Origin of the sequence: Dolichospermum heterosporum TAC447 (assembly GCF_024584745.1) — a bacterium.
Classification (GTDB): Bacteria; Cyanobacteriota; Cyanobacteriia; order Cyanobacteriales; family Nostocaceae; genus Dolichospermum; species Dolichospermum heterosporum.
In genome coordinates this window covers 2,737,006-2,756,994 of sequence record NZ_CP099464.1, presented here as the reverse complement: position 1 = coordinate 2,756,994, position 19,989 = coordinate 2,737,006, and the positions used below count along the sequence as shown (strand labels likewise).

Here is a 19,989-nt window from a genome sequence, read left to right as displayed (position 1 = left end):
TATTAATGGTTAAATCCTCTTTGAAAAACCCTACCAATTACCTCTTCTATTGGTGGTTCTGTAACTGTTAAATCTATCACTTCTAAATCGGCTAAAATCTGAGAAACAGTGCGAGTCATGGTTTCTTGTTGGACAATAAATCTCACGGCTCTTCCTTCTAGCATTTGCACATCACCATAGGACATAAGTTTTTCTAGTGGTAATTCTTGAGCTAATTCGACATAAATTTCTCGATAAGGAGCAAAATTTTCTAATAATCCATCTAATCTACCATCGTACATGAGTTTTCCTTGATGAATTAATAACACCCGTTCACACAAAGCTGTAATATCAGCCATGTAATGACTTGTTAATAATATTGTGGCTTGATATAGCTGATTATATTCTTTTAAAAAGTTACGCACTCCTACTTGAGCATTAACATCTAATCCTAAAGTTGGTTCATCTAGAAATAAAACTTGGGGACGGTGTAAAAGTGCTGCTAACAGTTCAGCTTTCATCCTTTCACCTAATGATAATTTGCGGACGGGTTGGGTTAATTTACCTTCTAAAGCCAGCATTTCTGTTAGTTCTCCAACTCGACGTTGAAATTCTTTATCAGAAATATTATAAACTGCGGCGTTAATTCTGAGAGAATCTAATGCTGGTAAATCCCAAATTAATTGCTGTTTTTGTCCCATCACTAAGGTGATTTTTTGCAAAAATGCTTCTTGACGATTAAAGGGAATAAATCCACCGACTTTAACCGTACCTTTAGAAGGATGAATTAATCCTGTTAGCATTTTTAGTGTGGTAGTTTTGCCGGCACCATTAGGACCTAAAAATCCCACTATTTCTCCGGTTTCAATGGTGAAAGTGATATCTTGAACGGCAGGAATTGAGCGATAGGTGCGACGGAAAAAATGGTTAATTGTTCCCTTAATACCTGGTTGTTTTGTGGATACAGGATAGAATTTATTGAGTTTTTCTGCTATAATCATTGACATGAAAAATTTATTTCCTTCTGCCTGATAACGTTGAGTTTCTTCCCTCTAAATAATAATCACACAAATTGCCAGAAAAAGTCTGTCTTGAGGAGGAGGATCATTTTTTTCTAAATTTTCTAATTCCTGATTATTTTCTAGTTAATCTATTCTTACTTCTCTTTAATTCTTCGTCCTGACTCCTGGACTCTTGACTCTTAATAGGGAACATACTGACCTATGACAGCCTACTATCAGTCTGTCATTTTTCGTTGTTTGCTAATATCATAACTTGCGATAAGTATAACATATCCCCACAACTAGTACATCATGGCGTAAATAAAGCAACCATTTTTAAGCCTTGTCATCAATAGACATCTCCAGAAATTAAAGATACTTGGACTGAAAACCCTGTAGAAACGTTATATTGAACGTCTCTACAATCTTTTTTTGGAGATGTCTAATCAAATTTTCAGAGCTTTTAATGGTCATCTTATTTACGCCGCAGTGTACTTACTCAAAACGGCTTAATTGTTTGATTCTAAACGTAGGGGTAAAGCATGAGCTAAACCCCTACACATCTGGGTTCTTTGTCATTTGGCAAAAGTTTAAATCTCACCCGTGTTTAGTATAGTTAATAACCTGACAAATATTTGCCATAGCTACTACCAACTGTGGGGAATTCAAGACTTTTAACTCTGTTCCCTGCTATCACACAGGGTTTTGATTATGACATCGCTTGAATGATGTAATCAAAGTAAGGTGCAGTTTCCCCAGCGTCTTCTGCATTTAATAAATCCAAGGACGCTTGTTTGAGAGAGGTAATAGCTTCTACCATTCCAGGTACAGGAACGCCTAGAGAGTTGTACATTTCCCGCACACCAACCAAACCAATTTTTTCAATAGGTTCTTTGTCACCAGCAAGTACACCGTAAGTAATTAGGCGTAAGTACCAGCCAAAGTCCCGAATACACAAAGCCCGTTGTTTTTCACCGTAAGCATTACCACCGGGGGCGATAAAGTCAGGGCGTTTTTGCCAAAGTTTTTTGGTGGCTTCTTGAACGATCTTTTTCTCGTTTTCGGAAAGGGTGGCGGCGATTCTTGTGCGCTGCACACCTGTTTCCAAAAATGCTTTGATGTTTTTGAGTTCGCCACTGCTGGGGTAACGCAGTTCGTCGTCAGCTTGGAGAATAACTTGGCTAATTACAGTCATGATTATCTAAATGAACTGAAATATTTATATCTGCTAGTTTACCGACTTTGAGGGACATTCGTGAAGTGTATGGGAAGATAGAGATAAATGAATTTACATTCGACATTGGGGAACTTCCGCTTCCCAGTGAGAAAGTTCCCTGTTCTCTAGCAACTGACTAATGACTAATATAATGTGGCGACAAGATGAAATTATTGAACTGGAAATTACTGATTTAAGCGACACTGGGGATGGTGTGGGACGCTTTGAACAGAGGGTAGTTTTTGTTCCTGATACTGTTCCAGGCGATCGCCTACTTGTTAAACTATTCAATGTTAAGCCAAAATATGCCTATGGTCAGGTGCAGGAATTATTGCAAGCCTCGCCTCAACGGGTGCGTCCCAGTTGTATCGTCGCTGATAAATGTGGTGGTTGTCAGTGGCAACATATAAATTATGACTACCAATTAATCGCCAAACACAATCAAGTAACTCAAGCCTTAGAAAGAATTGGCGGTTTTGTGAATCCACAGATAGATCCAGTCCTGGTAACTGCTGCATCCTTTGGCTATCGCAACAAAGTCACCTATCCTATTGGTAGGTCAGCCACAGGTCATATCCAAGCTGGATATTATCACAAAGGTACTCATAAATTAATCAACTTGAATCAATGCCCCGTCCAAGACCAGCGATTAAATCCCCTATTAGCTGAAGTAAAATTGGATATTGAAAAGCAAGGTTGGTCAATTTATGACGAAACCCGGCATAAAGGCTTAATTCGCCATTTGGGTTTACGCATTGGTCGTCGCACAGGAGAAATGCTGCTAACTTTGGTGGTCAAAGATTGGAATTTACCAGGAATTGAAACCCAAGCACAGCAATGGTTACAGCGTTATCCTGAGTTAGTTGGTGTGTCACTTAACCGCAATAGCGATCGCACAAATGCTATATTTGGATCAGAAACCCGTTGTCTAGCTGGAACCCCCCACCTCCAAGAAAAATTCGCCGGACTAGATTTTCAAATCGGACCGGATACATTTTTCCAAGTGTACACAGAAACAGCCGAAGCACTCCTAGCAGTAATTCAGTCAGAACTGAACCTACAAGGAGATGAAATCCTCATTGATGCCTATTGTGGTATAGGAACATTAACTTTACCCCTAGCTAAACAAGCACGGCACGTCACAGGGTTAGAATTGCAATCAACAGCAGTACAACAAGCAACTATCAATGCCAAAGAAAATGGAATCAATAATGTCACATTCCAAGTAGGCGCAGTAGAAAAGATTCTCCAGAATCTGGAAATCATCCCAGATGTCGTCTTACTTGATCCGCCCCGCAAAGGATGTGAAGCTAACGTCATAAAAATATTAAGAAACCTGAAACCATCTCGAATTGTTTACGTCAGTTGTAAAGTAGCCACCCTCGCCCGTGACCTCAAATTACTTTGCGAAGATGGGCTATATAAACTCACAAGAGTGCAACCTGCCGACTTTTTTCCTCAAACTGCCCATGTAGAAGCAGCCGCTTTTCTCGTCCTATCGGAAAATGATCAGAATAGTTAATTCCTCCCAAAAATAAAAATCAGGAATTTGTAATTTAGTTGATACTCATAATGCTAAGATGGAATTACATAAAAATAGAAACTCATTTTGTTTTAAAGAAATCGAAGCTGTATAGAATCTGAAGGAAGAGATTAAATTGTGTTAAATACAAACTAGCAGTTAATCAGAGCGTCCTACCCATTCTGTTTAAAAATAGCAATTCTTATTCATCTAATGAACGGATTGACTTTAGCAAATTGTAAACAAACAATATGAATTCTCATTTTCAGTTATCAGCCAAGAGCATTTTTATAAATTTAGTTTTACAGACTCAAATTTGAAGGCAGCATGACTACCTAATTTTTATCAGAATGCCTGAAAAAGCTTTCCTGATGTCTAGCTAAATAAAAGCTACGGGGTTTCTCTTGTGATTACCATTTCTCTTCGTCCAGTTGGGCGTTATTGGGGGACAATTAGTTTTGCCTCCACCCTCTATCTTTGTCCAATCCTAGATTTACTCTTGAACGATATTCCCGTAAAATTACAATCAGAACTACGACTAGGACTCCAAGAAGCCCTAGTCAACGCGGCTAAACATGGGAACAATCTTGATCCCGGTAAATTAGTCGTAGTTCAGTTCTCATTAATAAATAATCAGTATTGGTGGATTATCTCAGATCAGGGCAGCGGTTTCACACCCTCCCTCGAAGATCATAGTGATCCCGATGACTATTTACCACCGGACGAAGCAGAAAGTGGGCGGGGTATGTCCTTACTGCATCAGATTTTTGATCAAGTAAAATGGAATGGCAAAGGGACAGAACTTACCCTTTGCAAGCAAGTAGAAAGCCGTCGGTTACTATCTTTGCGAAGATAACAGGTGCTACGCCACGGGGACAGGTGAGAGTTATTTCTTTATTACCTCGCGCTGATGTCCGTGCGTGGGGCAAGGAGGGGCGGAAATTGACTTATCTAGCCAGCCCACAGCCTGTTCTAGCCTAGCCTGTGCTTCTTGGGGTTCATTTTTGACCAAAAATACCATTGCGGCGGCTGCCTGTTCACTAGCGCGGACATTGCGATTAGACTTGAGCCGATGCCAATCATCAGGAGAAATACTCAGCCGTTCCATAAGTGCCTGTGCTAGTTCTAGAGTGCTAATTTCATTGAGTTGGCTAGTTTGCGACATAAGACCAAGTGCCGAGTTAAGAGTAAAAGTTATGATTTAATCATCATAGCTAATGAACAATCACCAATGACTAATTTAGAGGAAAATCCCCAGCCAGATTTTGCACAGGAATTGGTAGAAGTGGAAACTTCACTACGGTTATTAAAAGATAGATATGCTCAAGTGCAAACAGATCAACAACAAAAGGCACAATGGCAACAAGAATTAAAAAATTTAAAGGAAAATAGAAAGCAGACTCCAGAAATTAAAGCCGAGTTAAATCGCCTTCAAAAACAATTAGAAGGATTAGAAATCAACTTAGAAAGCCAGTTGTTTTCTTGGGTAAGTCTGAAAAGACCTTTTTGGCAAGCTATTCGTTTTGGCGGTTTAGGTGTTATTATAGGTTGGTTATTAAAATCTTGGGTTGGTTGATTTAAAAGATCCCCGACTTCTTTAAGATCCCCGACTTCTTTGAGAAGTCGGGGATCTGACTCTTTAAAAAATACAAATTGTAGAAAATGCTAAATCCTCGTATTGCAGAAATATTAAGAAGTGGTAAACCAGATGAAAATTTGGTAGTCCAAGGTTGGGTAAGAACAAAACGCGAATTAAAAGGATTTGCATTTTTGGAAGTTAATGATGGTTCATCTTTGGGTAATTTACAAATTGTCATTAATCAAGATTTACCAGACTATCAAGGAATATTAAAACAGATCAATACAGGTGGTTCTATTGAAGTATCAGGAGTCCTAGTAGCTTCCCAGGGTAAAGGACAAAGAATAGAATTAAAAGCAGATACAGTGAAAGTATACGGAGATGCTGATCCTGATACCTATCCTCTGCAAAAGAAACGCCATTCCTTTGAGTTTCTCCGCACCATAGCCCATTTACGTCCGCGAACTAACTCCTTCGGTGCAGTATTTCGAGTCAGAAATGCTTGCGCGACTGCTATTCACCAATTTTTTCAACAACGGGGTTTTTTATGGGTACATACTCCCATTATTACTGCGAGTGATTGTGAAGGTGCGGGTGAATTATTTAGTGTGACCAATTTCAATTTAAAGAATGTTCCTAAAACAGAAAACCAAGAAATTGATTATAGCCAAGACTTCTTTAGTAAACCTGCATATTTAACAGTCAGTGGCCAATTAGAAGCCGAAATTATGGCAATGGCTTTTACTAATGTCTATACTTTTGGTCCCACATTCCGGGCTGAAAATTCTAATACTTCTCGACACTTAGCCGAATTTTGGATGGTTGAACCAGAAATGGCTTTTTGTGATTTAGAAGGTGATATGGATTTGGCTGAAGAGTTTCTCAAACACATTTTTAAATATGTGATGGAAACCTGTCCCGAAGACATGGAATTTTTTAATGAACGGATTGATAATACTGTCTTAGAAACTGCCAATAATATTATTAACAATCAGTTTGAACGATTGACTTATACAGAAGCAGTCAAACTTTTAGAAAAAGCTGATGTTAAGTTTGATTACCCTGTGAGTTGGGGTGCGGATTTACAATCAGAACATGAACGCTATTTAGCTGAACAATTGTTCAAAAAGCCTGTTATTGTTACAGATTATCCTGCCCAAATTAAAGCTTTTTATATGCGGTTGAGTGACGATGAAAAAACCGTCCGCGCTATGGATATTCTCGCACCGAAAATAGGCGAAATTATTGGTGGTTCACAACGGGAAGAAAGACTTGATGTTTTAGAAAAACGGGTATTAGCCCAAGGTATGAAACCAGAAGATTTGTGGTGGTATTTAGATTTACGTCGTTATGGTACTGTTCCCCACGCTGGTTTCGGTTTGGGGTTTGAAAGATTGGTGCAATTTATGACGGGTATGGGAAATATTCGAGATGTCATTCCGTTTCCTCGCACACCACAAAGTGCGGAGTTTTAATTATTTTAGAGGCGTTATCAATAACGTCTCTTCTATCCTCCTGGATTATAAATTATCCAAGGTTTTAATTGGCGATCGCACCATTTACCCGCAACTAACTCTGTTACTAAAGGTGTAATCATAAATTTAGCTGGAAAACCCCCCAATACATCCACTCGCACACAAGAATAAGGCTGTTTACTCTCAAAACCACTCCCACTCCGTCCCACATACAACAGCGAATCAGCAACCTTACGACTGGAAAGATCCCCATTATTATTGAAAGTTTCCAGCAATTCTCCTCCCTCTTGACGTTGACGACGAAGACGACGACCACTACCACCGGAAATAATATAATTAATATAAGAATCTGCGTGTCCTGTATTAACAGTTTGCAAATGCTCAAGACAATGTGCGTGTCCGCTGAATATTATATCTACTATTGGGCGTTTCTGAGTTATATTACCTAAACTTGTTGCCACCTCATCAAAAACTTCCCGTAACCGATGACGAACCGCTAAAGTTTGCCTTTGATTCCATTTACTGCCTTCTGTAACATAAGGTGGATGATGGAAAAATATTACCCGTCCTCTAATTGCGGTATTCTGCCAAGATGCAATTAACTTTTCTTTTAACCAAGTCAATTGTTCAAAATCAACATTAGTATTTGTATGAGATTCTAATTGCTTTTCAATATCAATTTTCACTTCATTGATTTGGTCTAATTTTGCCCCAAGTTCAGCCAATAATTCCGCGTCATCAGATTTCTCAGGATTGAGTTTGTCACATTCCGTCAAAATCCGTAATTCTTCCTTGTCAATTTCCTGACGACGTTGCCCTAATTCCCGACGAAAATCATCCCCAGCTTGGTTATTAGGTAAAGGGTCTGGAGTATTGAAAGTGTTAGAATCTAAGGCAAAAAAGTCAATACCAGCGTAACAAAAATTATAGTAGCGATTAGGTAAACGAGTAAAATTCCCCGGCTGATAACGCAAACATTTACCCGTACCGATTTTAGCGTTGTAATGCTGTTTTAAATATTCTTCTAAGTCAGTTGGAGAAACTGCCGCCAAATAATCTAAAAATGCTCTAGCATAAGCATCACCTTGATTTGAACCATACCAACCAATCTCAATATCTTTATAACGCAACATCCGCCGCAAAGGCAAAGTTGGACCAGTTAACAACCGATAGAGTAAAGGCACATCATAGTAATCATGATTACCCAGCACTGGTAAAATCGGTAGCTTAAATACCATCTGATCATAAGCGATATCTTGAGGCTGATGACCACCCACCAAAAATTCCCGATAAGGTTCAATAAAATTGGCTGGGTAATATTCACGAGAACCCACCATATAAATCACATCACCAGTGTGCAGTACAAAGCGGCAATCATTACCATGATTTACCATCATTTTGGCAACTTCCCGTTGGGGATGGTGTCCAGAATAGGACTTAGTGCCAGTATCACCCATCACCATAAACGAAAAATCTGGACTTTCTGAGTTGCCATCATCTATCACCATGCAGGTTTGGTCAATTCCCTGCTGTAAAATACTCGAATGCTGCCAGCGCACCCGTTGTTTCATCTTTTGAATTTTGACAGAAATCGGTGGTTCAGAAATCAATTTCATAGGAAATAATATTGTCAGAATCAGGATATCCAGGATTTAAGGATTAACAGGATTACGGTTTAAAGGCGTTGGTGAATCGAGGTATGAAATTTCCAAATAGAACCTTTAAAAATCTTACCTTTGCGTCTTTGCGCCTTTGCGTGAGACTAAAATTCATACCCTTAATCAGCAACACCCGGTTTAAATTAGTCCGCGCAGGTGGACTTTGTTTGTGTAGAAGAGAAATCAATTTCATAGGAAATAATATTGTCAGAATCAGGATATCCAGGATTTAAGGATTAACAGGATTACGGTTTAAAGGCGTTGGTGAATCGAGGTATGAAATTTCCAAATAGAACCTTTAAAAATCTTACCTTTGCGTCTTTGCGCCTTTGCGTGAGACTAAAATTCATACCCTTAATCAGCAACACCCGGTTTAAATTAGTCCGCGCAGGTGGACTTTGTTTGTGTAGAAGAGAAATCAATTTCATAGGAAATAATATTGTCAGAATCAGGATATCCAGGATTTAAGGATTAACAGGATTACGGTTTAAAGGCGTTGGTGAATCGAGGTATGAAATTTCCAAATAGAACCTTTAAAAATCTTACCTTTGCGTCTTTGCGCCTTTGCGTGAGACTAAAATTCATACCCTTAATCAGCAACACCCGGTTTAAATTAGTCCGCGCAGGTGGACTTTGTTTGTGTAGAAGTGACTTCTAGTCGCCTAATATTGATAAACTAGCGAAAACCTGTTTCACCAATTGCTGAGTTTTATTTTCTAACTGTTGCCAATCCACATCCCCATATTCATCAATTAAGCTAGTATCAATATTAACTGCTGTATTCTCTGGACTATAATTCAGAAAACATACTTGATAACACAAATCCCACAAATCTAGATTGACTTGTTGTCCATTACGTTGTAAAAGCAAATGATATCCTGCATGAGGCATAGGTAAACTCGCCAGAGTTCTTCTAATTTCCTCCGCTTGTATGGGTGTTGTGGTTTCTATTTCTTGTACCAACTGAGTTACCAAGGCTTTGGTTTTATCAGGGGTATTGGCAGGCCAAGTTAATACATCTTGATAAGTGCCTTGCCAATCAGATATATCCAACTGCTTGCGAAGATTATCAATCACACGAATGAACGCAGGTTGCATCAAGATTTCAGCTTGTTGCCATGAGGTAGAATTAGTTATCTTAGGTGGCATAGCTAGTCAATAGGGATACTGATATAGGAGGAGTCAGGAGTCACCGAGTCAGGATTCAGGAGTTAAGAGTTAAGAGTCTCTTACCATAAGGCTTTTACTATAGATTCTGTATCTCATTTAAGTACATACCGCTGTAGTAAAACTAGCAATTTGGTTCAATACAAAACTATACTTCATAGCGATCGCCAAGGCATACTCAAAACGGTTAGGAAATGGACTTTTGTAGTAGTAGGGGTAAAGCAAGAGCTTCATTGGTGTCAACTTAGGTTACAGATGGCTTATTTGTTTGGCTTCCACACCCGCCAGGGAATAAATTCCCTGTCTCATAGCTCAAGTCCGTTAAAACGGACTAATGAATTTTCCTAGTATTTAGTCATCTTTTAGATGACTTTCGCTATTAGCAAGGAACTTGAGTTCCTTGCGGGATGAAGATTTTGCGTTAAGTTGACACCATTAAGCTTTTGCTTTACCCTCCTGGTTGAAACAAGGAAACTCTTCTTCTTCCCTCCTGACTCGGTGACTCGGTGACTCGGTGACTCGGTGACTCCTGATTCCTAATACAATTTAAATCTTTTCTCAAGATACCTGATTTTAGAAAGAGAAATTTGGAGATATTGACTACTAGCGGGAAAATTAAGCTGTAAAGCTGGAGAGGGAAATTATGATAGGCAAATTACTAGATCATCGCTACCAAGTCATTCGCGTCTTGGCGACAGGGGGATTTGGTCAAACCTATATTGCCCAAGATACCAGACGGCCAGGCAATCCCATCTGCGTGGTTAAACACCTGAAACCAGCTAATTCTGACCCTAACATCTTTGTTACTGCTAAACGCCTGTTTAATAGCGAAGCAGAAACGTTAGAAAAATTGAGTAACCATGACCAAATACCCAGACTTCTTGCCTATTTTGACGAAAATAAGGAATTCTTTCTAGTTCAAGAATTTATTGACGGTCATACTCTCAATGAAGAACTTATCCCCGGACAGCCTTGGAGTGAAGCCCAAGTCATGCAAATGCTGCTGGAAATCTTGAGTATTTTAGAGTTTGTTCACCAGGAAGGTGTGATTCACCGCGACATTAAGCCAGATAATATTATTCGTCGTGCGGCTGATTATAAATTAGTTTTAGTAGATTTTGGTGCAGTTAAACAATTACGCTCTCCCTTGGTGGTGGTCGGCGGACAGCAAACAGCTACAGTAGCCATTGGCACGCCTGGGTATATGCCTACAGAACAGGGACAAGGTAAACCCCGTCCTAATAGTGATATTTACGCTTTAGGGATTATCGCCATTCAGGCATTAACGGGAGTCCCAGCTAGTCAATTACAAGAAGATCCAGATACAGGGGAAATTAACTGGCAACATTTAATTCCTGTGAATCCTGGTCTAGGCGCAATTTTAACGAAAATGGTGCGTTACCATTTCAAAGAACGTTATCAAACAGCAACGGAAGCTTTACAAGCTTGTCAAGAGTTGGTAAATATCACCCCCGAACTTGCCCAACCTTCCGTATCTCCTCAAATTATTTATCAATCTCCGCAAAATCTAGCTTCAAGATTTACACAGAAAACAATGGCGGTTTCGCCCGCTAATCATGTTCCTGTTCAACCTGCACCTCAACAATATATTCCCCAAGAATCTAATAAACCAGATCCTTTACCTTTATTAATTGGCATATTATTAGTTGGTAGTGTAGCCGCTTTATTTACAAATGTATATCCCAATTTTAAGAATTTAACTGGTAATCCAACAGGAGAAAAAACCAAATTAACAAATAACTGTATGGCTGTAGTTGCAGCTAATTCTAATATCCGTTCTGAACCCAGTGCCATCAATTCTGATAATATTTTGAAAACCTTGGGTGCAGCCAGTGAATTTGAGGTGACAGGTAAACGCACAAATCGAGGTTGGGTAGAAATTAAACTGTCATCTGGACGTTTAGCATGGGCGCATTCTGATATTATTGCTAATAATGAAACATGGATTTCTTGCCGTCGAGATAAAGGTTTGGCTATGCAAACTGTAGATGATAGTTCTTTAATTGCATCTCGTCCAGTTCCCCAAGTTTCAGCAACATCTGCTGTAGTACCTTCTCCAGTAAAACCATCCCCACCAGCCATTGAAGATAAGACAAAAACGGTGGCAAAAGCTCGACAAAAGTTTGAATCAGGAGATTTACAAGGAGCAATTTCTCTGTTAAAATCAACTTCAGGAAATGCTGTTTCTAGCATTAAAGAAACCGTTGATACTGTTAATCAATGGCAGAGTGATTGGGCAAAAGCAGAAGCGTTAGCTAAAGATATTAATAAAGCTATTGATAATGGTCAATGGGATGAGGTTTTAGCTTATCGAGATCATCCAGAAAAGCTCCCGAATATTAAATACTGGCGTGATAAATTAGAACCAATGTTTAAACAAGCTGCTGATAATGCCGCTAAACAAGTATTACCCCAGGAAAATAAACCAACTCCTTCAGCAACACCAAAAGATGGGGTTTAAAATGAAATTTGTCTATAATAAAAACAAATGAGGTGAAATTATGCAATTTGTTTCAGATACAGAAGTGAATCAAGCTTTTGCCGCAGTTATTGATAAAGTACAACGTGAACCTGTGACTATACGTCAGCAAAATCGTGATGTTGCGGTTATTATGTCTATTAAAGAATATCAACGCATAACTCGGATTAATATTCAAGAATTTCAACAATTTAGAAAAAATATCGGACGTAAAGCTCAAGAACGTGGTTTAACTGAGGACAAGTTAAATAAGCTTTTAAGTGAAGATCAATAGTTTTATGCGTCTAGTTCTTGATACTAACGTTTTAGTTAGTGCCCTTCTGTCTCCTAATTCTGTTTCGGCACAGGTTTTAAACTGGGGAGAAGACAATGGAATTGTTTTAAGTAGTGAGACAGAATTAATTACACAATGTCATTGCGTTAGCGCAGCGTGGCGTTAGCCATAGGGAACGAAGTGAAATCAAGCAATCGCCAGGGTTGTGATTGCTTCCCTTTGCTCGCAATGACTGTAAATATTTTTGTCCAATTACTTATATTCTACCGCTACTTTAACAGAACTTTTGTCTGTTCTGAGGCGATCGAAATTTGCTAAATATATTGATTCTGATGACATTGATGGGTTATCTGTCCGTATTAAAACTGCATGGTTTCCTGTAAAAGTTTTGAAACAGGTCAAATTATGTCGAGATGCTAAGGATGATAAATTTATCGAATTGGCTTTAAATGGTGATGCTTCACATCTCATTACTGGAGATGCTGATTTGCTGATCTTACATCCAATTCAAAATATTCCTGTTATCAATCCACGTACTTTTTGGGATGAAATAACGAGATCAAATGAATTTTAGAAGACTCTGTCTGCCTTCTATTAAAGCAGAGGCAGAGCCTCTATGATGGCATTCCCAGTCAGAGACTGGGAACGAGATAAAAATAAATTATATACTTCATCACTCTATGGGAAACCCAGGAATAATTATGTCAATTTCCTGCATGAGTCGTAAAGTTTCTGTTAAAGTAATGACAATTTTTTGATAATGGTTAATTTCCTCAGCAGATAATTCTCGCTTGGCGTTTTTTCTGTCTTTTAACCATTTATCTAATACTTGATATCCACCAATCTTAAATTCCCAGATATGTGGGGGAATATCTGGAAAATAACTCTGTTTATTGATATAAACCCTTTGTAATTCTGAATTATAGGTAACTTCACTAACTTGATTATCTCCTATTCCTTGATAGATTGTAATTAAATTATTGAGTATATCCGATTTCATTAAATGTAAATTAACTAATTCTTCTCCTTTAATAGCTAATTCGTTAAATAGGTTTTCGTTACTGGTTAAGGGAAGACGGGGAAAATCAATCTTGAGAAATTCAGCGTAGCGAGTGCGATAAGTGGGACTATGAAATATTGCATAAGCATAGTAAAATATTTGTTCTGGAGTTGGTGTTTTACCCAGTTTTTCTTTGATAGCTTCTAAGAATTTTGGAGATAAATTAGGAGTTTTTTCTAGGAAAAGGTTAGTTTGTTTATTTTCTGTATTTGGATATGTGTAAAGTGGGAAAATACTTGGTCTTCCCCTATTACTAAAAAAACTACGATTATCAGCAATTGTATTAGAAACCATAAAATGCGTATATTGATTATCTCCTGAAGCTACTTGTCGCATTAATAATAAACCTAAATTATCTTGAATTAAATTATTTAAAACTTTTTCTTGCATCCTTCTTAAAATGCTGTGATAATAGGTAAATCTTATATCAAATGGTCGGTAGTAAATAGGTTTAATTAATTCTTGGTTTAAACCGTCTCTTACAAGTAGTAAACGAGATTTAAAAAAGTTCCAATTAGGAGAATCAGAAATTTTATAAATTTCAGCTATATCTTGATCCAAAATACTATCATTGCATAATGTTTGTAGAAATTGTAATAATGTGTCTCGTTCAAAACTAATTAAAACATCATCTTTACCTGTTTCTATAACATTAGAGTAAACTGAAAATATATCTTGAACACTCCATAAACTTTGATATTCTTGTTCTATATCTAGGGAGAAAATTCTAGGTTTAAAAAAGTAATTAGGTTCAGTAGGTTGTACCTCTATCCAATCAACATTATCTAAACTTGCAGATTCTAAAAAATTATATTTATCCTCACGATTTCCCCAAACATCATAATATAATACCTTAGCCATTTCCTTAATTCCATCTCTGGATTTATAAGCACTAGAACCATAATCAGGGTTACTTTTTTCTCGCACAGCAATTAAAATAGATACACCTTGTTGAATATCAAAAACATTTTGATCAATATTACCATCTGGAGTAGTTTCTTTTAATAAAGAATTACCATGTAAATCCATAATATATAAAGTGTCAAAATACTTTAATAATTCTTCTCTCATTCCCCGATGAACTAACCCATTAAGATAGGAATGATTAGTAATAAAACCAATAATACCCGCATTGTGACTATTATTTTCTATTTGATATTGAGCAAATCTAATAAATTTAATATAATCATCATCCAAAGGTTGAATATTTTTCTCACCTTCTAATCTTACCCTACCTTTATATAATTCTAAAAGTTCGCCAATGTGGGTTAATTCCGTAATAGTTTTACCTACTTTACCAGATTTATAAATTCTATTCCACACTGAACCAGTATATTCCACATCTGCTAAATATTTTTCATCTTGATTTAAGATTCTTTTCCGTTTACCAGCATTTTGAGAACTAACAGAATAAGGAGGATTTCCTAATACCACCGTAATGGGAATTTCTGTTTTCACTTTTGCTGCTTGACTTGATTCTTCCGCGATAATTTGGGTAATTCCCGGAATTAAATCACCTTCTTTTATGCCTTCTTCCAACGCATTAGTTAAATATATTTTTAATCTTTCATTTGGTGCAAATTTATATTTTAAATATCCCAGTAATACGCCTATTTTTAAATGTGCTATGGTATAAGGAGTCATTAATAACTCAAAACCAAAAAGACGATTTAAAAGTTCTGTATCTCTTAATAAATTATGCAAACCACGAACATCATATTTAGCAAAATTATGACAAATTTGTTGAATAACTGCATATAAAAATGTTCCTGTTCCTGTTGCGGGATCAAGAATTGTTACTCTTCTATTTCCTAAACCATATTCTAAATCAAAAATTGTTCTGTCTACTAAAATATCATTCACAGCACGCACGATAAATTTAACTACAGGTTCAGGAGTATAATAAACTCCGCGACTTTTTCTTAATGATGCCTGATAAGCAGCTAAAAATGTTTCATAAAAATGAATTACAGGATCTTCTGTGCGCGTTTCTCGACCAAAATTTTCTAAAATATTGGTCATATCTATTCTGTTAAATAACTCAATTAAATTTTCAATTGATTTGTGAATTTTACTAACGCTACCAGTTCCTAAAACTAAATCAAATAAACCTTTTAAAAAAGGTATTCTATTACTAATATAAATACTTGCTGTAGTGCGATTAAATGCAAATTCTTCAGGATTTTCTGTATGACCAATTTTTGCAGTAAATAACCCATAAGCAATAGTTTGGGCGTACATATCGGCAAATTTATCATTATCTATATCTAACAATAGTAATTTTTTAAAGCTTTCTTTTAGGCGATTTAATTCTTCGGTAGAATCTTCTATTACTAAAGATAATTCTATGGCATTTCTAATAGTTTTAGTATAAGCAGCCATTTCTCTAGCCAAATCATAATAATTATTAATATCTTTGGCTTTTTGGTTCAGAAATGATTGTAATAATTCTGTAATAGGTTTTAAATCATCAACTAGAGTAATTTCTCCTTGTTCTAAAGTAGCTAATTCAGCAGTTTTTTCACATTCCCCATCTACATACCAACGGAATTGTAAGTAATTAGTTAAGATGAAGTTATAACCTATATTTGATTCTAAATAACGTTTAATTTGCTGTTCATTTTGTTTGTCTAATTTAGTAATGTTGATATTAATATCTTTAGCTTCTATATATCCGACAACGCGCTCATTTTTTCTGATAGTTAAATCAGGTATTCCTGCTTGATTACCTTTTTCCTCTACTGTAGTATTAATGCCAATTTCTAAACCTTCTATTAAACCTTGTAACCGGGAGTAGTGACTACGTTCTCCACCATGTTTAATATTTTTTTGGAGGTTTTGGATGTAGTGATTAAAGTTAAACATAGTTGTTATTGTTTAGATGGTTGAATGTTTAGAACAGCATATATTTGTTCATTTCGCATTGATAAAAATAAAATTTTATTAATCTTAGTAAAAAATTACAATTATAGATTTTAGGTAAGAATGCAGCCATAGCGATCATTCATGGACAGATCCCCGACTTCTTTAAGAAGTCGGGGATCTATAATTTGGGATTTACCACTTTTATATAAACCAGAACTTAGGGAACACCAAAAAATAAATTACCCAATTTTGTGGGATGGGCATCCTGCCTGTCCTTGATGATTAGCAGGCAAGATGCCTGCACCACAAGAAATTTTTGGGTATTTTTTTAATTGGAAGTCCCTTAGGCAAAATACCTCTAAAACTCTCTTTATCTTCGTGTCCTTCGTACCTATGCCTTCGGCACGCTTCGCGAACGTGGTTCATTCTTTCGTAACTTGTGGGTAAGTCCTATTGGTCAAACTTACCCAAAAATCCCTGTTAAATCTCCTTTCTCCGTGTTCTCTGTGTCCTCTGTGGTTCGTTTTTCCTTTCTTACTACGTAAGGAAAGACCTATTACCAACTAAAACACCTTCAAAATTACGGTTTACCAGATTCATCAGTTGCTAGACTCAGATAAGCTAGTAAAGAAGATCCTTAAAAACTGAGTAAATATTCTCCACAGACTAACTACGTTGTAACTGAAATATGTTTGATGCACTATCTGACCGTTTAGAATCCGCCTGGAAAAAACTGCGAGGACAGGATAAAATCTCCCAATCCAATATACAAGACGCTTTACGGGAAGTGCGTCGGGCTTTGTTGGAAGCAGATGTTAATCTCCAGGTAGTCAAAGATTTTATTAGCGAAGTTGAAACTAAGGCACAAGGGGCTGAAGTTATCGCTGGTGTACGTCCTGACCAACAATTCATCAAAATTGTTCATGATGAATTAGTGCAGGTAATGGGGGAAGAAAATGTTCCCCTCGCAGAAGTTCCAGGTAAGACCACCGTTGTTCTTATGGCTGGTTTACAAGGGACAGGGAAAACCACAGCTACTGCTAAATTGGCTTTGCATTTACGAAAACAAGATCGTAGTTGTCTGCTAGTGGCTACAGATATATATCGTCCCGCAGCTATTGACCAGTTAATTACCCTTGGTAAGCAAATTGATGTCCCAGTATTTGAACTGGGAATTGAAGCAGACCCCGTAGAAATAGCCCGTCAAGGTGTGGAACGTGCCAGAGCCGAAGGCATAAATACAGTAATTATTGATACTGCCGGACGCTTACAAATTGACGAAGATATGATGGCGGAATTAGCCCGCATCAAAGAAATAGTCCAGCCCGATGAAACCCTGTTAGTTGTGGATGCAATGACCGGTCAAGAGGCGGCAAATCTCACGCGCACCTTCCATGATAAAATCGGTATTACTGGGGCAATCCTGACCAAAATGGATGGGGATAGCCGAGGTGGTGCGGCGTTATCTGTGCGGCAAATTTCCGGTGCGCCGATTAAATTTGTGGGTGTAGGGGAAAAAGTCGAGGCTCTGCAACCGTTTTATCCTGACCGGATGGCTTCGCGGATTTTGGGCATGGGGGATGTTCTCACCTTAGTTGAAAAAGCCCAAGAAGAGATAAATTTGGCAGATGCGGAGCAAATGCAGGAGAAAATCCTGTCAGCGAAATTTGATTTTACTGACTTTCTCAAGCAAATGCGGTTGTTGAAAAACATGGGTTCTTTGGGCGGAATTATGAAGATGATTCCGGGCATGAACAAGCTTTCTGATGACCAGTTAAAGCATGGAGAAAGCCAGCTAAAACGCTGTGAAGCCATGATCAATTCCATGACGGGCAAAGAACGCCGTGACCCAGATTTATTATCGAGTTCTCCCAGTCGCCGCCGTCGAATTGCTTCTGGTTCTGGTTACAGAGAAGCGGATGTAAGCAAACTGGTGGCAGACTTCCAAAAAATGCGATCGCTCATGCAGCAAATGGGACAAGGTGGTATACCAGGAATGCCCGGAATGTTTGGTGGTGGTAATCCCTTAGCCGCAGGTGGTAATCGCCCCTCAGCCGGCTGGCGTGGCTACCCCGGTGGCGCACCACCAGCGAAGAAAAAGAAAGAGAAAAAGAAAAAAGGTTTTGGGACTCTTTAGAATTTAAGCACAAAATCCCGGATTTCTTCCATAAATTCGGGATTTGCCAAATGCAATAACTACGGTGTTTGTTCAGGGTCTATCGCAAATCACTATAATTGTTAATATATTCGTCAGTGCTACTGCTTGTGTTCAAAACTTTATTTACCTTTGGTAAAATGGAGATTCAGATATGGTACAGCAACTTATACCACCAGAAATCAAACCAGAAATCATCTACCCTGATAGTGATGGCAACCCTATGTCCGATAATACTAAACAATATGAATGGATTGTTAAAATTAAGGAAAATTTAGAAATATTATTCGCCGCAAACAATGATGTATTTATAGCCGGTGATTTACTTTGGTATCCTGTAGAAGGAAGTGTAAAAACCAGACAAGCACCTGATGTCATGGTGGTGTTTGGAAGACCCAAAGGTGATAGAGGTTCTTATAAACAATGGCAAGAAAATAATATTCCTCCCCAAGTGGTATTTGAAATCCTATCTCCGGGAAATAGCACCAAAGAAATGGCCAAAAAAATCCTCTTTTATCAGCGTTATGGGGTAGAAGAGTATTATATATACAATCCAGACACAATTGAATTAACAGGATTTATTCTTGAACAAGAATGTTTAGAAGCAATTGAGGATATTAATAATTGGGTTAGCCCGCGTTTAGACATACGTTTTAAACTCACAGCAGATAACTTAGAAATTTATTATCCTCATGGCGCTAAGTTTCTCACATCTGTGGAATTAAATCAACGTGTCGAACAAGAAAAACAACGTGCCGACAAAGAAGAACAGCGTGCTGAACAAGAAAAACAACGTGCTGAACAAGAAAAACAACGTGCTGAACAAGAACATAAAAATTATCAAGACCTATTAGCAAAATTAGCAGCTAAAGGTATTGATATCAATAATCTCTAAAAAGGTGTTTTTGTTTACCATTGATGTTAGTGACAGAATTCCTGTGACTTTAGGTCAAGTTCGATCTTGGTCTTTGCGGAAATAAGCACGTAGTCTATGCTCTGATCAATAATTTATCAAAATTGTTTATAATGAATTAGTGCAGGTAATGGAGGAAAGATTGAGGTACTACAACTGTTTTATCCCGAAACGACGGGAACAGGGAACGGAGAGAATATCTTTCCAACTGACAACTAAACTAATAGCCATTCACAGCTAGAAAGTGCTAAAATTAGCATTTCAGTGTTGGAAGTTGTGAAGGCGGGTATAATAATCCCAATCACTTTCTTATCAATCAGTTACAAACTCACTCACTAGGAACAGGAGAAACAGTTCTCAACATGATCAAATTGCGTTTAAAAAGATTTGGCAAAAAGCGCGAAGCAAGTTACCGGATTGTTGCTATTAACAATCTTGCCCGTCGTGACGGTCGCCCCCTAGAAGAACTAGGATTTTATAACCCCAGAACTGATGAAGTAAAATTAGATATTCCTGGTATTGTTAAGCGACTGCAACAAGGCGCTCAACCTACCGATACAGTTCGTCGTATCCTCGTAAAAGCTAACGTTTTTGAACAGGTCAGTGCAACAGCCGCATCATAGTC

16 protein-coding genes and 1 pseudogene are annotated in these 19,989 nt (G+C 37.7%); 10 read left to right on the top strand and 7 right to left on the bottom strand.

Features of this window, described 5'->3' with window-relative positions; all coding sequences use genetic code 11:
- Positions 1–2 precede the first annotated feature (2 nt).
- Together NG743_RS12490 and NG743_RS12485 are read right to left on the bottom strand one after the other, a co-directional pair.
- Positions 3–986 carry an ABC transporter ATP-binding protein gene (locus NG743_RS12490; RefSeq protein ID WP_027403113.1) on the bottom strand — a complete coding sequence of 328 codons (984 nt, stop codon included), beginning with the start codon at positions 984–986 and terminating at the stop codon, positions 3–5.
- Positions 987–1,689: 703 nt separating this feature from the next.
- On the bottom strand, positions 1,690–2,175 hold the full coding sequence (locus NG743_RS12485; protein ID WP_027403112.1) for an allophycocyanin subunit alpha-B: 486 nt from the start codon (positions 2,173–2,175) through the stop codon (positions 1,690–1,692).
- Positions 2,176–2,335: 160 nt separating this feature from the next.
- On the opposite strand from NG743_RS12485, the gene rlmD reads away from it, so the two are divergent.
- Both rlmD and NG743_RS12475 read left to right on the top strand, forming a co-directional pair.
- Positions 2,336–3,718, top strand: coding sequence for a 23S rRNA (uracil(1939)-C(5))-methyltransferase RlmD (gene rlmD / locus NG743_RS12480; RefSeq protein ID WP_027403111.1), 1,383 nt, complete (start codon positions 2,336–2,338; stop codon positions 3,716–3,718).
- A 406-nt stretch (positions 3,719–4,124) separates the two neighbouring features.
- Positions 4,125–4,574 carry an ATP-binding protein gene (locus NG743_RS12475; protein WP_027403110.1) on the top strand — a complete coding sequence of 150 codons (450 nt, stop codon included), beginning with the start codon at positions 4,125–4,127 and terminating at the stop codon, positions 4,572–4,574.
- Between the two features lie 30 nt (positions 4,575–4,604).
- On the opposite strand, the gene NG743_RS12470 is transcribed toward NG743_RS12475, so the two are convergent.
- A complete protein-coding gene (locus NG743_RS12470) occupies positions 4,605–4,883 on the bottom strand; it encodes a DUF6439 family protein (RefSeq protein ID WP_027403109.1) in 279 nt (92 codons plus the stop codon).
- A 66-nt stretch (positions 4,884–4,949) separates the two neighbouring features.
- Between NG743_RS12470 and NG743_RS12465 the strand changes: the two genes are divergently transcribed.
- Together NG743_RS12465 and asnS are read left to right on the top strand one after the other, a co-directional pair.
- Entirely contained in the window at positions 4,950–5,294 is a 345-nt protein-coding gene (locus tag NG743_RS12465; RefSeq protein ID WP_027403108.1) for a sll0565 family protein, read from the top strand.
- 86 nt (positions 5,295–5,380) lie between these two features.
- Positions 5,381–6,772, top strand: a complete 1,392-nt coding sequence (gene asnS / locus NG743_RS12460) for an asparagine--tRNA ligase (protein WP_257122061.1) — start codon at positions 5,381–5,383, stop codon at positions 6,770–6,772.
- A gap of 32 nt (positions 6,773–6,804) precedes the next feature.
- Here asnS and NG743_RS12455 read toward each other — a convergent pair whose 3' ends face one another.
- The 3 genes from NG743_RS12455 to NG743_RS12445 form a co-directional block, all read right to left on the bottom strand.
- Positions 6,805–8,388, bottom strand: a complete 1,584-nt coding sequence (locus tag NG743_RS12455; RefSeq protein WP_027403106.1) for a metallophosphoesterase family protein — start codon at positions 8,386–8,388, stop codon at positions 6,805–6,807.
- A gap of 696 nt (positions 8,389–9,084) precedes the next feature.
- Positions 9,085–9,579, bottom strand: coding sequence for a hypothetical protein (locus tag NG743_RS12450; protein ID WP_193962067.1), 495 nt, complete (start codon positions 9,577–9,579; stop codon positions 9,085–9,087).
- A 117-nt stretch (positions 9,580–9,696) separates the two neighbouring features.
- On the bottom strand, positions 9,697–9,831 hold the full coding sequence (locus tag NG743_RS12445) for a hypothetical protein (RefSeq protein WP_255549934.1): 135 nt from the start codon (positions 9,829–9,831) through the stop codon (positions 9,697–9,699).
- Positions 9,832–10,240: 409 nt separating this feature from the next.
- On the opposite strand from NG743_RS12445, the gene NG743_RS12440 reads away from it, so the two are divergent.
- The 3 genes and pseudogenes from NG743_RS12440 (at position 10,241) to NG743_RS26895 (ending at position 12,945) form a co-directional block, all read left to right on the top strand.
- Complete coding sequence (locus tag NG743_RS12440) at positions 10,241–12,079, top strand: serine/threonine protein kinase (RefSeq protein WP_257122060.1); 1,839 nt, start codon at positions 10,241–10,243, stop codon at positions 12,077–12,079.
- A gap of 40 nt (positions 12,080–12,119) precedes the next feature.
- Complete coding sequence (locus tag NG743_RS12435) at positions 12,120–12,371, top strand: type II toxin-antitoxin system Phd/YefM family antitoxin (RefSeq protein WP_257122059.1); 252 nt, start codon at positions 12,120–12,122, stop codon at positions 12,369–12,371.
- Between the two features lie 4 nt (positions 12,372–12,375).
- Positions 12,376–12,945: pseudogene (locus NG743_RS26895) on the top strand (putative toxin-antitoxin system toxin component, PIN family).
- A 99-nt stretch (positions 12,946–13,044) separates the two neighbouring features.
- On the opposite strand, the gene NG743_RS12425 reads toward NG743_RS26895, so the two are convergent.
- Positions 13,045–16,296: a type ISP restriction/modification enzyme gene (locus NG743_RS12425; protein WP_257122058.1), complete on the bottom strand. Its 3,252-nt coding sequence runs from the start codon at positions 16,294–16,296 to the stop codon at positions 13,045–13,047.
- A gap of 688 nt (positions 16,297–16,984) precedes the next feature.
- Here NG743_RS12425 and ffh point away from each other — a divergent pair.
- The 3 genes from ffh to rpsP all read left to right on the top strand — a co-directional run bounded on the left by ffh (position 16,985) and on the right by rpsP (position 19,987).
- Complete coding sequence (ffh, locus tag NG743_RS12420) at positions 16,985–18,433, top strand: signal recognition particle protein (protein WP_193963923.1); 1,449 nt, start codon at positions 16,985–16,987, stop codon at positions 18,431–18,433.
- Positions 18,434–18,605: 172 nt separating this feature from the next.
- Positions 18,606–19,346: a Uma2 family endonuclease gene (locus NG743_RS12415; RefSeq protein WP_257122057.1), complete on the top strand. Its 741-nt coding sequence runs from the start codon at positions 18,606–18,608 to the stop codon at positions 19,344–19,346.
- A gap of 380 nt (positions 19,347–19,726) precedes the next feature.
- Positions 19,727–19,987 (top strand): 30S ribosomal protein S16, encoded by a 261-nt coding sequence (gene rpsP / locus NG743_RS12410; protein WP_027403099.1) that lies wholly within the window; start codon positions 19,727–19,729, stop codon positions 19,985–19,987.
- Positions 19,988–19,989: the final 2 nt, after the last annotated feature.